Below are 13,559 nucleotides of genomic sequence, written 5' to 3' on the forward strand. Positions count from 1 at the left end.
GCTGCCGCGCTCAGGGGGCGATCACCCGCCAAGGGTGGTGGACATCATGTCCACGCGCATGCCGAACTCGGGCCAGACCCAGCGCCAGAAGCCCTGTTGCGCGGTCTGCCAGCGGTCAGCGTCTGCGCCGGGCGTGGCGCCGATGCGAGACCAGGCCCAGGCCATCAGCAGCAGCGTGAGCGCGCGCAGGAAGTCGTCGGCCAGCCAGTGCGACAGGTCGGCGGGAGCGTCCTTTGCGGTGGCGCGCGGCAGCAACTGTTCCCGCAGGAAGCTCGCGAAGCGCGTCAGTTCGGCCTTGGTGCGCGTGGCCTGAGCGTCGTGACCGAGATCGTTCTGAAGCTCGTCCAGCAGCGTCAGCAGCGACGCGCCGCTGTCGGGCAGGGTCTTGCGCAGCAGCAGGTCGATCGCCTGGATCTCGTTGGTGCCCTCGTAGATCATGGACACGCGCGAGTCGCGCACGATCTGTTCGATGCCCCATTCGCGCACATATCCGTGGCCGCCGAACACCTGCAGGCAGGCGCTGGCGCCGTGGAAGGCCTGGTCGGTCCACGCGGCCTTGAGCACTGGTGTGACCAGCGTGCACCAGCGGCTGGCGGCTTCGCGGCGCGAGGCATCGCCATGGTGTTTGAGGATGTCAAGTTCAAGGGCAGTGCGGTAGGCGACCACGCGACCAGCGTCGATCCAGGCGCGCTGTGCGTCGAGGATGCGGCGCATGGCGGGATGCTGCTCGATCAGGTCGGCTTCGCCGGCCTTGGCGCTGCCGCCGGGCGCGCGCATCTGGCGCCGCTCCTTCGAGTAGGCGTCGGCCTTCTGCCAGGCGGCTTCGAGCAGGCCGATGCCCTGCAGGCCCACGTGCAGCCGCGCAGCGTTCATCATCACGAACATCGCGTTCAGGCCCTTGCCGGGTTCGCCCACGATCCAGCCCGGCGCTTCGTCAAAGCGCATCACGCAGGTCGGGCTGCCATGCAGGCCCATCTTTTCTTCGATGCGATCACAGACGGCGGCGCTGCGCGCGCCGTCCGGGTAGAACTTCGGCAACAGGAACAGCGACAGGCCCTTGGGGCCGGGCGGCGCGTCTGGCAAGCGGGCGAGCACCAGATGCACGATGTTGTCGGTCAGGTCGTGCTCGCCGCCGGAGATGAAGATCTTGGTGCCCGACAGCGAAAAACGGCCGTCGGCCAAGGGCACGGCCTTGGTGCGGCACAGGCCCAGGTCGGAACCGGCGTGCGGCTCGGTCAGGCACATGGTCGCCAGCCACTCGCCGGTCGCGACCTTCTCCAGGTACTGCGCCTTCAGCTCGGGCGACGCGTGGTGCTTGATGCATTCGTAGGCGCCGTGCAGCAGGCCTGGCGCCATGGTCCAGCCGTGGTTGGCGGCGCTGAGCATCTCGTAGAGCATGGCTTCGAGCACGGCCGGCAGCCCCTGGCCGCCGTCTTCGGTGGCGCAGGCCAGGGCCGGCCAGCCAGCCTGCCAGAAGGCCTTGTAGGCGTCGCGAAAGCCCGGCGGCATGGTGACCGTGCCGTCCTTCCACTGCGCGCCGATCTCGTCGCCTTCACGCGTCAGCGGAGCCACCACCTCGGCCACGAACTTGCCCGACTCTTCGAGCACCTGTTGCATCAGGTCGGCGTCGGCTTCCGAGTGCGCGGGCAGCGCCTGCAGCTGTTGCGGGGCCTGCAGCACGGACTGCAGGATGAAGGCCATGTCGGCGGTGGCGGGCTGGAAGTGGTTCACGGTGTGCGGTGGCGAGAGGGGAGAGCGTCAACGGCCGCCGGTGGCGTCCTGCGTCTTGTCGGGCGAGCCTTCAAGGCCGGCCAGCAGCGCCTTGTTGCTGCCGGGGATGACCATCTGGAACTTGTTGTCGACGGTGGTGTAGTCGTAGTAGCCCATGCGCGCGATCGGCTGGATCTTGAGCACGTCGACCATCCCGTTGCCGTCGATGTATTCGTCATCGATGTGGATGCCGACCACGCGGCCGAAGACCACATCCACGGTACCCATCGGGGGGCGGCCCGGGAAGCGCAGGGTGTTGAGGTACTCGCACTCGAACTGGATCGGCGATCCCTTGACCCGCTTGGGCCTGACCAGCCGGCTCTCCAGCTTCTCCAGGCCGGCGCGCTGAAATTCGTCGACGCCCAGGGGCAGTTCCTCGGCGCTGATGTTGACCGCTTCGCGCAGCGCATAGGTCGCCATGTTCCAGACGAACTGGCCCATCTGCTCGGCGTTGCGCACCGAGTCCTTGCGTTCGCCCTGCGTGGTCTGGTTGGCGCTGAACATGACGATCGGCGGATCGAAGGTCACGTTCTGGAACTGGCTGTAGGGCGCGAGGTTGTCGCGACCCTGCGCGTCCACCGTGGAGATCCAGCCGATGGGGCGCGGGATCACGCAGGACTTGAACGGATCGTGCGGCAGACCATGGGGCGTCTTGCCCGGTTCGTAGTACATGCGTGTCTCCGTGCGGTGGACGTGAAGAGTGTGGTTCAGCGGCAGCTGAAGTTGGCGGCGTCTTCGAGCGAGCCCGAACCCTTGTAGGTCGCGACGGTCGGGTAGGCACACAGCGGGCGGCTGCGGCTGGCCGACCAGTCAGCGGGCAGCTCGGTGTTCGCGCCGCCGGAGTTCCCCACGCCGCGCGCGGTGGCGAGCACCGCCTGCGGGGGCACGCCCTGTTCGACCCACTTGACCAGCGGCGAGAGCAGGTCGAACTGGTCGGTGGCCGGGCCGCCGCTGCAGTGCGACATGCCGGGCACCGGGAAGAAGCGGGCGAAGCTGTCGGCCTTGCCACCCAGGGCCTGGTCCAGGCGCAGCAACCACTGGCGCGTGTCTTCCGCCGAGAAGATCGCGTCGGCCACGCCGTGGTAGATCACCATCTTGGCACCGCGGTCCTTGAGCTTCGCCAGGTTGACCGGGTTGTCGTTGCCCGGCGGGGTCATCAGCGACAGGCCCGATTCGCGGTACACGTCGTTGGTCGCGCTGAACAGCGGCAGGCGGGCGTTCACGTCGTCCTTGAGCGGATCGATCGGGCCGGGTGGCGTGCTGAACACGGTGCCGACCGACAGCGGGTCCAGGGCCACCGAGTTGGCGAACTTCCACATCGCCCAGTTGTCACCGGCCAGACCCGGGTCGAGCGGGAAGGCGGAATAGATGGCCTGGCCGGCCTTCGTGCGGCCCCCGGCGAACACGCTGGCGATCACGTCCTTCTGTGCGCCGCTCAGGCACTGGCCGTTGCGTTCGCCAGTGCAGGTCGCGACATCGGTCTTGAGATTGAAGGTCGACTGGCAGGCCTGCGTGGCCTGCACCATGCCGTCCTTCGCGCCGTCGAGCGCATCGCACTTGGCGAGGATGGCGTTGGCGACCAACTGTCGCTCGGTCTTGGTGAAGGCGCCGCTCAGGTCCGGGATGGATGCGCTCGGATTGAGTGGGTGCTTGGCGGTGGCTCCGGCCACGGCCAGCGGCGCCCACTGCTGCGCGCCCCAGAGCTGGGCCAGTGCCGCGTTGGGCAGGCGGTAGCCAGGCGCACCGACGAGGTAGCCGTCGTAGGCCTGACCGCGAGCGGCCTCGACCATGGCGTGGCGGCCGCCGTTGGAGCAGCCGCCCAGATAGGAACGGTCCGGTCCCTTGCCGTAGGCGGTGGCAATCAGAGCCTTGGCCATGGGTGTGAGCTTGGCGACGGCCTGGTAGCCGTAGTCCAGCCGCGACTGCGCTTCGACACCAAAGAAAGGCGTTTGCGCGCCAGTGTGGCCGGCGTCGGAACTGATGACGGCAAAACCCTGCATCAGTGCCCCGGTCAGCGGGCCACCACCCATCGCGCCTTCGGCCGGACGCACGGCACCATCCAGCCCACCGTTGCCCTGGTAGTAGAAGCGGCCGTTCCAGTCCTTGGGCAGACGCATCTCGAAACCGATCGCGTAGTCGCGGTTGTCGCTGCCCTTTCGCTTGAACATCGCGCCCTTGATGAGGCAGTGTTCGGCGACCGGATTTCCGCCTGTGGGCTGCGCCGGTGCCGCACCTTGCGGGAGCGGGCGTGAGTGCTCGTGCCCGCCAAGCCGCAGCGTGCCGGCCGCAACCACGGTGGCCGAATCGATGGCGGTCTGGTCATACCGGAAGCTGGCGGCCAGCGTCTCGCACTGCTGAAGCGCCGCACCTTGGGCGGCCTTGGGTGCGCCGCTGGCGTTGCCGCCTGCAGGCAGGCCGCCGCAAGCACTGAGCACCAGGCCGAGGGAGGCCGGCAGCACCAGTTGCAGGGCGCGCGGACGGTGGGAGGACGGTGTCTTCATGGGCTGTCTCCTGTGTGGTGCGGTCAGGCCGCTTTTTTTGCGCTACCGAGATAGGTCTCGATCACGCGGGGATCGTTGGCGAGCTGGTCGGCCGGGCCTTCGGCGCTGAGTTCGCCCATTTCCAGCACATAGCCATGGTCGGCCACCTGCAGCGCGGCGCGCGCGTTCTGCTCCACCAGCACGATGGTCACGCCGGTCTTGCGCAGGTTGTCGATGATGGAAAAGATCTCGCGCACGATCAGCGGCGCCAGGCCCAGGCTGGGTTCGTCGAGCATCAGCAGGGCGGGGCGACCCATCAGCGCACGGCCCACGGCCAGCATCTGGCGCTCGCCGCCCGACAGCGTGCCGGCCAGTTGGGCGCGGCGTTCCTTGAGACGCGGGAAGATGTCGAACACGTCGGCCAGCCGGTCGCGCCACTGCGCATTGCCCAGCCGCATCTGTCGGAAGCCGCCCAGCAGCAGGTTGTCTTCGACCGACATGGTGCCGAACAGCTCGCGCTTTTCGGGCACCAGGGCCATGCCCAGCATCACGCGCTCTTCGAGCGTGAGGGCGCTGATGTCCTGGCCATCGAACCGGACGCTGCCCTTGCCGGGCAGGATGCCCATCATGGTGTTGAGCAGGGTCGACTTGCCGGCGCCGTTGGGGCCGATCACGGTGATGACGCTGCCCTTGTCGGCGTGCAGGCTGATGCCGTGCAGCACCTCGGCGCGGCCGTAGCCGGCGCGCAGGTCGCTGATCTGGAGAAGGGGTGTGCTCATGGGACAGGTTCCCCGTTCAGTGTTCGGTGCCGAGGTACGCGGCGCGCACCATCGGGTCTTGCTGCACATGCTCGGGCGTGCCCTGGGTGAGCAGGGTGCCGAACTCCATCACCACCAGGTGGTCGCAGATCTGCATGACAAGGTCCATGTCGTGCTCCACCAGAAGGATGCTCATGCCTTCCGACTTGAGCTGGCGCAGCACGTCGGCCAGGCCCTGCTTTTCCTTGTGGCGAAGGCCGGCGGCGGGTTCGTCCAGCAGCAGCAGGGCCGGGTCGGCGCACAGGGCGCGCGCGATTTCCATCAGCCGCTGCGGACCCATGGCCAGGTTGCCGGCCTGTTCGTGCAGGTAGTCACCCATGCCAATGCGTTCGAGCTGGCGCTGCGCTTCCTTGAACAGGCGCTTCTCTTCGGCGCGGTTGGTGCGCAGCATGGCCGAGAGCACGCCCTTGCCGCCGCGGGTGTGAGCACCCAGGGCCACGTTCTCCAGCACCGTCATGTCGGGGATCATCTTGACGTGCTGGAAGGTGCGCGCCATGCCCTTGCGCGAGATCTCGCGCGAAGAGAGGCCGCTGATGGTCTCGCCGCGGAACTTCACCGAGCCGCTGGTCAGCGACAGCACGCCGGTGACCAGGTTGAAGGTGGTGGACTTGCCGGCGCCGTTGGGGCCGATCAGGCCGACGATCTGGCCCGACTTGATCTGGAAGCTGATGTCGTTGACCGCGGTCAGACCGCCAAACTGCTTGCGGATCTTGTCCACGTCCAGCACCAGGTCGCCCTGCGCCGGTTTGTCGCGCGCCGGCAGCGCGGGCGCTTCGTTCCAGTCCTGCTGGCGCTTCGGTGCCGGCATCTTCCTGCCGACCACCGACCACAGGCCGTCTGGCAGGTACTTGAGCACCAGCACCATCAGCACGCCGAACACGATCACCTCGTAGCTGCCGCTGGTGCCGATCAGCTTGGGCAGCAGCACCTGCAGCTGGTCGTCCAGGATCTTGATCAGACCCGCGCCGACGATCGCGCCCCAGACGTGGCCGACGCCGCCGATCACGGTCATGAACAGGTACTCGATGCCCATCTTCAGGCCGAAGGCCGAGGGGTTGACCGTGCGCTGGAAGTGCGCGAGCAGCCAGCCGGCGACCGAGGCCAGCACGGCGGCCAGCACGAAGATCGTGACCTTGTAGCGGAAGGTGCTGATGCCCATGGCCTCGGCCATCTGCGAGCCGCCCTTGAGCGAGCGGATGGCGCGGCCGGCGCGCGAGTCGAGCAGATGCAGCATGCCGGTCGCCGAAGCGATCAGGATGCCCCAGGTGAGCACGAAGAAGGCCCGGCCCTGGCCGATGTCGAAGCTGCCAATCGACAGGCTCTTGAGACCCAGCAGCCCGTCGTACTTGCCCAGCGCGTCCAGGTTGCCCATGAGGTAGTAGAGCGACAGGCCCCAGGCAATGGTCGCCAGCGGCAGGTAGTGGCCCGACATGCGCAGCGTGATGACACCGACCACCAGCGCGCTGACCGCGGTCAGTGCCATGCCGATGAACAGCGTGAGCCAGGGCGAGACACCCATGTTCAGAGTGAGCCAGGCGGTGGTGTAGGCGCCGATGCCGACGAAGGCGGCCTGGCCGAACGAAGTCAGGCCACCGACGCCGGTCAGCAGCACAAGACCCAGGCAGGTCAAGGCGTAGAGGCCGATGTAGTTGAGCTGCGTGACCCAGAAATCGGGCAGTGGCAGCACCGCGATCAGCGGCACGGCGGCGATGAGGGCCAGCAGGCCGGTTTTGCGGATGTCCATGTCAGTGGTCCTCGTCGGAATGGCTGCTGCCCAGCGAACGCACGAGCAGCACCGGCAGGATCAGCGTGAACACGATGACCTCCTTGAACGCGCTGGCCCAGAACGAGCCGAACGACTCGACCAGACCGACAAACAGCGCGCCCAGCAGCGCGCCGGGGTAACTCGACAGGCCGGCGACCACGGCCGCCACGAAGCCCTTGAGGCCGATCAGGAAGCCCGAGTCGTAGAACACGGTGGTGGTGGGGCCGATCAGCAGGCCCGAGAGCGCGCCGATGAAGGCCGCCATGGTGAAGGTCAGCTGGCCGGAGGCGTGGGTCGAGATGCCCATCAGGCGCGCACCGGTGCGGTTGACCGCGGTCGCGCGCAGCGCCTTGCCGCGCAGCGAGCGTTCGAAATACAGGTAAAGCATCACGATCAGCGCGAGCGAGCACAGCGCGATCACGATGGTCTGGCCGGACAGTGCGACCGGGCCGAGTTCCAGCCGGTAGTCCCAGAAAGGCGGGTTGCGGAAACCTTCGGCGCCGAAGAACAGCAGACCCAGGCCGGTCATGGCAAAGTGCACGCCGACCGACACGATCAGCAGCACCAGCGGCGTCGCGCTTTCCAGCGACTGGTAGGCCACGCGGTAGACCAGCGGGCCGAAGGCAGTGACGATCGCCAGGCTCAGGGCGGCCTGTGCCCACATCGGGAACTGCTGCGGCGCGGCCCAGATGCTGACCAGCGCGACCACCACCGGAGGCACCAGCGTCTTGGCCGCCGAGCGCAGTGCGCGCAGCGGCTGGCCATGGTGGCGCCAGCGTTCGACCAGCTCCATCAGCGACGCGACCACCGCCAGGATCAGCAGCAGCCACACGGTGCCCGGGGTCTTGCCGGCCTGCATCATGGCCAGCGTGAGCGCGCCGTAGGCGACGAACTCGCCCTGCGGAATGAAGATGACCCGGGTGACGGTGAACACAAGCACCGTCGCCAGGCCCAGCAGGGCATAGACAGCGCCGTTGGTCAGGCCGTCCAGCGCAAGAATGCTGGCGATTGAAAAGTCCATATTTACCTTCTGCGAAAGAAGAAGCGCTCACAAAGCCAGGGACACCGCGGAACCGGCTTGGCCGGGCCGCTGGTGTCGCCCCCCTCCCGCCGAAGGCGAGAGAGAGGGGGGAGGCGCCGAAGGCGACGCGGGGGGTGTCAGTCGGCTTTGAACTTCCCGTCCACGACCTTGAGCATCACGCCGGTTTCCAGCGTATAGCCCCAGTGGTCGGCGGCAGTCCAGTTCATCACGCCGTGCGAGAACACGGTGCGGCCCATGGTTTCCATGGCGTCACGCAGGGCGGCGCGGAACTCGGGCGTGCCCGGCTTGGCCTTCTTCAGCGCCACGGGCACGATCTTTTCCAGCACGATCTGGGCGTCGTAGGCGTGGCCGGCGAACTGGTTGCGCGAATTCGGGCCGTAGGCCTTCTCGTACTTCTGCACGAAGTCGATCGCGACCGCCTTGGACGGGTGCTTGTCGGGCAGCTGCTCGGCGATCACGGCCGGGCCGGAGACCACCAGGGTGCCTTCGACGGCCTTGCCGCCAACGCGCATCAGATCCTGCGTGGCCGCAGCGTGGGTCTGGTAGATCTTTCCCTTGAAGCCGCGCTCGACGATGGCCATCTGGGGCATGGCGGCGCCGGAGCCCGAGGCCACGACCAGCACCGCGTCGGGGTTGGCCGAGGTGATCTTCAGGGCCTGTGGGGTGACGCTGGTGTCTGTGCGCGCGAAACGCTCGGTCGCGACGATCTTGATGCCGGCCTTGTCCAGCTGGGGCGTGAGTTCCTTGAGCCACTGTTCGCCGTAGGCGTCGGTGTAGCCCAGGAAGCCGATGGTCTTGATGCCCTTTTCCTTCATGTCTTCGACCACGGCGTGGCCCATGACGGTGTTGGACTGCGGCAGGCGGAACATCCACTTGTCCTTGCCGGCGGGCACGCCCACGGGCGAGGCGGCCAGCTGCACGGTGCCGGCTTCGCTGGCGATGTCGGTCATGGCGGCGGCGACGGCGGTGATGCACGAGCCGATGATCATGTCGACCTTGTCTTCGGTCACGAAGCGGCGCGCATTGGCGGCACCCTTGCCCGGGTCGGTGGCGTCGTCCAGCACGATCAGGTTGACCTTCTCGCCGCCGATGGTCTTGGGGAACAGCTTGAACTGGTTCTGCATCGGGATGCCCAGGCCGGAGCCGGGGCCGGTCAGCGCGAGGCTGACGCCGATGTTGATGTCGGCTTGGGCGGCGCCAGCGGCGAGCAGGGTGACGGCGGCGGCAACCAGGGTCTTGAGGGCTTTCATGCGATGTCTCCTAGGGGTGGAACGGGAACAGGGAACGGAAAACGGTGGATGGGGTCAGGAACACTTGGCCCGGATGTCGTCCGGGATCGGGATCGCCTTGATGCGGTCCGGGTTCTCCGGGTCGCGCATGCAGAACGCGCGGGTCTCTTCGCCCTCGCACAGCACGGTGTCGCCGCGCTTGACGATGTGTTTGTGGATCAGCACTTTTTCGCGCCACTCGGTGACGCTGGTGTGGATCTGCAGGCGCTCGCCGTAGGTGGCGGGCTTCATGAATTTGGTGTGGATCTCCAGCAGCGGTGTGCCGATGATCCCCGTCGTCTTCACCAGTTCGCGCCAGGGCGGTACGCCGCACTGCACGAAGAAGTTCAGCGACGAGGCGTCCATCCACTTGCTGAAGTTGGGGAAGAAAACGATGCCGGCGGGATCGCAGTCGCCGAACATCACTTCCACCTCGTAAACAACGGTTTTGCTCATGGTGTGTCGTTCAGCGGGGAGCCATGCGCAGGGCGCCGTCGAGACGGATGACTTCGCCGTTGAGGTGGCCGTTGCTGACGATGTGTGCCGCCAGCTCCGCGAACTCCTCGGGCTTGCCCAGGCGGTTGGGGAAGGGAATGCTCTTGGCCAGCGATTCCTGCACGGGTTCGGGCAGTTCCTTCATCAGCGGCGTGGCGAACAGGCCGGGGGCGATGGTGCAGACGCGGATGCCGTGCTGCGCGAGGTCGCGCGCCATCGGCAGCGTCATGCCGGCCACGCCAGCCTTGGAGGCGCTGTAGGCCTGTTGGCCGACCTGGCCGTCGAAGGCGGCGACGCTGGCGGTGAACACCATCACGCCGCGCTCGCCGTCTTCCATCGGGTCCAGCTTGGCGCAGGCCGCGGCGAACAGGCGGGCCGCGTTGTATGTGCCGATCAGATTGACGTTGATGACGCGGGCAAAGTCGGCCAGCGGCGCGGCGTTGCCGTCCTTGCCGACCACGCGCTTGGCGCTGCCGATGCCGGCGATCTGCATCAGGATGCGGGCCGGACCATGGGCCGCGGCGGCCGCGTCGACGGCGGCCTGCATGCTGTCCGGGTCAGACACATTGCATTGCACCGCCACGCCGCCGATGTCCTTGGCGACGCGCTGGGCGTTCTCGAGGTTGAGGTCGAGCACCGCGACCTTGGCGCCCAGGCGGGCCAGCTCGCGGGCCGTGGCCTCGCCGAGGCCGGAGCCGCCGCCGGTGACGAGCGCAGCATGTCCTTGAATGTTCATCTCAGTTTCCTTCCAGGTTTTCAATGAGGAGGGCAATGCCCTGGCCACCGCCCACACAGGCGCTGGAAATGCCGTACTTCTTGCCACTGCGCTGCAGTTCACGCGCCAGCGTCAGCGTCAGGCGCACGCCGGTGGTGGCCAGCGGATGGCCCAGCGCGATGGCGCCGCCGTTGACATTGAGCCTGCCAATGTCCATGCCCAGTTCCTTCGCGACCGCGAGGGTCTGCGCGCCCTGGGCTTCGTTGACTTCGAAGCGCGCGATGTCGTCGAGCTTGAGGCCGGTGCGTTCCAGCAGCAGGCGGATGGCGGGCGCCGGTCCGATGCCCATGATCTCGGGCGGTACGCCCACGGCGGCTGCGGCGACCAAGCGCGCCAGCGGCTTCCTTCCCTGGGCTGTTGCGTAGGCGCCGGAGCTGACCACACAGGCCGCCGCTGCGTCGACCAGGGCCGAGCTGTTGCCGCCGGTCTGCACGCCGTTCTCGAACACCGGCTTGAGCTTGGCCAAAACCTCGATGGGCGAAATGCGCGGGTGGGTATCGGTCGTGACCTCGGTGACCTTGCCCTGCAGGCGGATGCCGCGCGGCTTGTAGCCCTCGATCTCGAACTTCTCGCTGATGACCGGCACGATCTCGCCGGCCAGGAAGCCGCTTTCCTGCGCGGCAACGGCCTTGGCAAACGACGACGAGGCGAACGCGTCGACCTCATCGCGCGTGATGCCGTATTTCTTCGCGAGGTTCTCGGCGGTCTGGATCATGTTGATGCCGGCCGCCGGGTCCTTCAGCGCCTCCCACATGTAGTCCTTGAAGCCCACCGGCGCGCCGAGCTTGAAACCGGTGCGGTGGTCAAAGGCGGCGATCGGGTTGCGCGTCATGCTCTCGGTGCCGACGACCAGCGCCACATCGGCCGCACCGCCCTGGATGTGTTCCCCGGCCTGGCGGAACAGCTCGAAGCCGGTGCCGCAGATGCGCTGCGCCATGATGGCCGGCACCTCCACCGGCACGCCGGCGTACAGGCCGATGTGGCGCGGCAGGAAGAACTGGTCGAAGTCGCCGGGCGCCATGTTGCCGGTCACGACCGAACCGATCTCGCTGCCGGCCACGCCCGCGCGCTTGAGCGCTTCGCGGGCGGCCTTGATGCCCAGGTCGGTCGGCGAGAGGTGGCCGAGCGCACCGCAGTAGTCCACCATCGGCGTGCGCACGCCGTCGAGGATCACCACATCGGCGAATGCGTTGAAGAAGCCTTTGCGGGTCATGGGCGTCTCCTCAGGCGGTCGGCTTGATGATGAACCGCAGCCCGTCGCTGTGCAACTTGGCCACCGTGTCGGCGCGGTGCGAGAGCACGGAGCGCTGGTTGATCGAACCCTTGTCGGTGATCTCGCCGCGGTCGATGGTCGGCGGATCGGCCAGCAGGCAGAGGCGGGCGATGCGGTTGGCCGAGCCGGTCGAGTTGCGCGAGAGCTCGTCCACGATCTTCTGGAACTGGGCCAGCACGCCCGGTGCGTCGAGCACATCGTGCATCGAGGCGTCGGCCGGCAGGCCGGCCAGCTGGCGCACGGCCGCGGTCGGGAACACCATGGCGCCGACTTCCTTCATGTTCAGGCCTGTGAGCACCACGTCCTGGATGTAGGGCGCACCGGCCGCGATGATCTTGCCGCGCAGCGGGCCGACACTCACGAAAGTGCCGGTGGCGAGCTTGAAGTCTTCGGCGATGCGGCCGTCGAACTTCAGGCCCTGGTGCACGTCGGTCTCGTCGATCCACTTGACCGCGTCGCCGGTCTTGAAGAAGCCTTCTTCGTCGAATGCGTCGGCGGTCTCGTCAGACTGGCGCCAGTAGCCCGGCGTGATGTTCGGGCCCTTGTAGCGGACCTCGGTCTTGCCCTGCATGTCGACCAGCTTGAGCTCCAGGCCGGGTGTCGGCAGGCCCAGGTCGCCGGCCTTGACGTTCGGGTTGGTCACGAAGATGCCGAACGGCCCGGACTCGGTCATGCCCAGGCCGGTGGTCATCACGACGCGTTCGCCAATTTCGCGTTCCTGGCTCTCGAACAGGCTGTCCCAGATCGGCTGTGCGAGGGCAGCGCCGGCGTAGAAGAACATGTTGACCTTGGCCAGCAGGGTCTTGCGCAGCAGGTCGTCGGTCTGCATCGCGTTGGCGATCGCTTCGAAGCCGGTCGGCACGTTGAAGTAGACCGTGGGCGAGATTTCGCGCAGGTTGCGCAGCGTCTCGTGCATCAGGGCCGGCGTGGGCTTGCCGTCGTCGATGTAGAGCGTGCCGCCGTGGTAGATCACCATGCCGAAGTTGTGGTTGCCGCCGAAGGTATGGTTCCAGGGCAGCCAGTCCACCAGCACCAGGTCTTTCTCGGCCAGCACCGGCATCGAGGCCGTCATCTGCGCCTGGTTGGCGCACCACAGGCGCTGCGTGTTGATCACGGCCTTGGGCATCTTGGTCGAACCCGAGGTGAAGAGGAACTTGGCAATGGTGTCGGGGCCGGTGGCGGCCATGGCGGCGTCGACAGCGGGGGTCGGCTCGGTCGCCATCAGGGCACCGAACGAAGTGGTGTCCCGGCCGGGAATGGTGCCGTGCGTGGTGACCAGCTCGACATCTTCAGCGACGGTTGCGAGCATGGCGCGGCTGTAGCGCAGCGCGTCGCTGGCAAACACCATGCCGGGCGTCAGCGTCTTGATGACGTGCTTGAGCTTGTCGAAGTCCTGGCTGATCAGCGAGTAGGCCGGCGAGGTCGGGCAGTAGGCGACGCCGGCGTACAGGCAGCCCAGGGCGAGCAGGGCGTGTTCGAGGTCGTTTTCGCTGAGGATCAGCACCGGGCGCTCGGCCGACAGGCCGCGGTTGAGCAGGCCCTGGCCGATGCGGCGCGCGGCATCCAGCGCCTGTGCGAACGTGATGTGCTTCCAGTCGCCGCTGCTGCCGTCGGCGTTCTTCATGCGGCGTGCAAACAGGGTCTGGTCAGGGCGCTCTTTCGCCCAGTGCACCAGGCGGTCGGTCAGTCGCTCGGGGAACGGTCCGAGTTCCTGGTCGGCGCGCAGGTAGTGCACGCCGGTCTCCCCGTCGCGCAGCGTGGCGCGGGTGACACCGAACTTCAGGGGGCGGTATTTCGCTGTGGTCATGCTTGTCTCCAATCGTGTCTTTTGTCCAAGGATGCCGAGGAGCCGGCTTTGCCGGGCCTCTGGCAT

General features: G+C 67.3%; 11 protein-coding genes. All 11 read right to left on the reverse strand.

The annotated features are described in order from the left end of the window. Positions 1–21: 21 nt before the first annotated feature. Positions 22–1,701 carry an acyl-CoA dehydrogenase family protein gene (locus ACLIJ1_RS02060; RefSeq protein ID WP_411364767.1) on the reverse strand — a complete coding sequence of 560 codons (1,680 nt, stop codon included), beginning with the start codon at positions 1,699–1,701 and terminating at the stop codon, positions 22–24. 57 nt (positions 1,702–1,758) lie between these two features. Next, positions 1,759–2,442, reverse strand: coding sequence for a flavin reductase family protein (locus ACLIJ1_RS02065; protein ID WP_411363815.1), 684 nt, complete (start codon positions 2,440–2,442; stop codon positions 1,759–1,761). Positions 2,443–2,477: 35 nt separating this feature from the next. Next, positions 2,478–4,271: a tannase/feruloyl esterase family alpha/beta hydrolase gene (locus ACLIJ1_RS02070; protein WP_411363816.1), complete on the reverse strand. Its 1,794-nt coding sequence runs from the start codon at positions 4,269–4,271 to the stop codon at positions 2,478–2,480. 23 nt (positions 4,272–4,294) lie between these two features. Then, the gene (locus ACLIJ1_RS02075; protein WP_411363817.1) at positions 4,295–5,029 is read right to left on the reverse strand and encodes an ABC transporter ATP-binding protein; all 735 of its coding nucleotides are present in this window, start codon (positions 5,027–5,029) and stop codon (positions 4,295–4,297) included. 16 nt (positions 5,030–5,045) lie between these two features. Further along, a complete protein-coding gene (locus ACLIJ1_RS02080; RefSeq protein WP_411363818.1) occupies positions 5,046–6,812 on the reverse strand; it encodes an ABC transporter permease subunit in 1,767 nt (588 codons plus the stop codon). A gap of 1 nt (position 6,813) precedes the next feature. After that, positions 6,814–7,854: a branched-chain amino acid ABC transporter permease gene (locus tag ACLIJ1_RS02085; protein ID WP_411363819.1), complete on the reverse strand. Its 1,041-nt coding sequence runs from the start codon at positions 7,852–7,854 to the stop codon at positions 6,814–6,816. A gap of 137 nt (positions 7,855–7,991) precedes the next feature. Then, positions 7,992–9,125: an ABC transporter substrate-binding protein gene (locus ACLIJ1_RS02090; RefSeq protein WP_411363820.1), complete on the reverse strand. Its 1,134-nt coding sequence runs from the start codon at positions 9,123–9,125 to the stop codon at positions 7,992–7,994. A gap of 54 nt (positions 9,126–9,179) precedes the next feature. Then, entirely contained in the window at positions 9,180–9,599 is a 420-nt protein-coding gene (locus tag ACLIJ1_RS02095) for an acyl-CoA thioesterase (RefSeq protein WP_411363821.1), read from the reverse strand. Between the two features lie 10 nt (positions 9,600–9,609). Beyond that, complete coding sequence (locus tag ACLIJ1_RS02100) at positions 9,610–10,374, reverse strand: SDR family NAD(P)-dependent oxidoreductase (RefSeq protein ID WP_411363822.1); 765 nt, start codon at positions 10,372–10,374, stop codon at positions 9,610–9,612. A 1-nt stretch (position 10,375) separates the two neighbouring features. Continuing rightward, positions 10,376–11,626 (reverse strand): thiolase family protein, encoded by a 1,251-nt coding sequence (locus ACLIJ1_RS02105; protein ID WP_411363823.1) that lies wholly within the window; start codon positions 11,624–11,626, stop codon positions 10,376–10,378. Positions 11,627–11,636: 10 nt separating this feature from the next. Continuing rightward, positions 11,637–13,493, reverse strand: a complete 1,857-nt coding sequence (locus ACLIJ1_RS02110; protein WP_411363824.1) for a feruloyl-CoA synthase — start codon at positions 13,491–13,493, stop codon at positions 11,637–11,639. Positions 13,494–13,559 lie beyond the last annotated feature (66 nt).

The organism is Hydrogenophaga sp. RWCD_12 (assembly GCF_046604225.1).
GTDB lineage: Bacteria > Pseudomonadota > Gammaproteobacteria > Burkholderiales > Burkholderiaceae_C > Hydrogenophaga.

Coding starts and splice junctions, on each gene's coding strand:
- ACLIJ1_RS02060 (WP_411364767.1), bottom strand. CDS start 1,701: ATGGCCTTCATCCTGCAGTCCGTGCTGCAGGCCCCGCAACAGCTGCAG.
- ACLIJ1_RS02065 (WP_411363815.1), bottom strand. CDS start 2,442: ATGTACTACGAACCGGGCAAGACGCCCCATGGTCTGCCGCACGATCCG.
- ACLIJ1_RS02070 (WP_411363816.1), bottom strand. CDS start 4,271: ATGAAGACACCGTCCTCCCACCGTCCGCGCGCCCTGCAACTGGTGCTG.
- ACLIJ1_RS02075 (WP_411363817.1), bottom strand. CDS start 5,029: ATGAGCACACCCCTTCTCCAGATCAGCGACCTGCGCGCCGGCTACGGC.
- ACLIJ1_RS02080 (WP_411363818.1), bottom strand. CDS start 6,812: ATGGACATCCGCAAAACCGGCCTGCTGGCCCTCATCGCCGCCGTGCCG.
- ACLIJ1_RS02085 (WP_411363819.1), bottom strand. CDS start 7,854: ATGGACTTTTCAATCGCCAGCATTCTTGCGCTGGACGGCCTGACCAAC.
- ACLIJ1_RS02090 (WP_411363820.1), bottom strand. CDS start 9,125: ATGAAAGCCCTCAAGACCCTGGTTGCCGCCGCCGTCACCCTGCTCGCC.
- ACLIJ1_RS02095 (WP_411363821.1), bottom strand. CDS start 9,599: ATGAGCAAAACCGTTGTTTACGAGGTGGAAGTGATGTTCGGCGACTGC.
- ACLIJ1_RS02100 (WP_411363822.1), bottom strand. CDS start 10,374: ATGAACATTCAAGGACATGCTGCGCTCGTCACCGGCGGCGGCTCCGGC.
- ACLIJ1_RS02105 (WP_411363823.1), bottom strand. CDS start 11,626: ATGACCCGCAAAGGCTTCTTCAACGCATTCGCCGATGTGGTGATCCTC.
- ACLIJ1_RS02110 (WP_411363824.1), bottom strand. CDS start 13,493: ATGACCACAGCGAAATACCGCCCCCTGAAGTTCGGTGTCACCCGCGCC.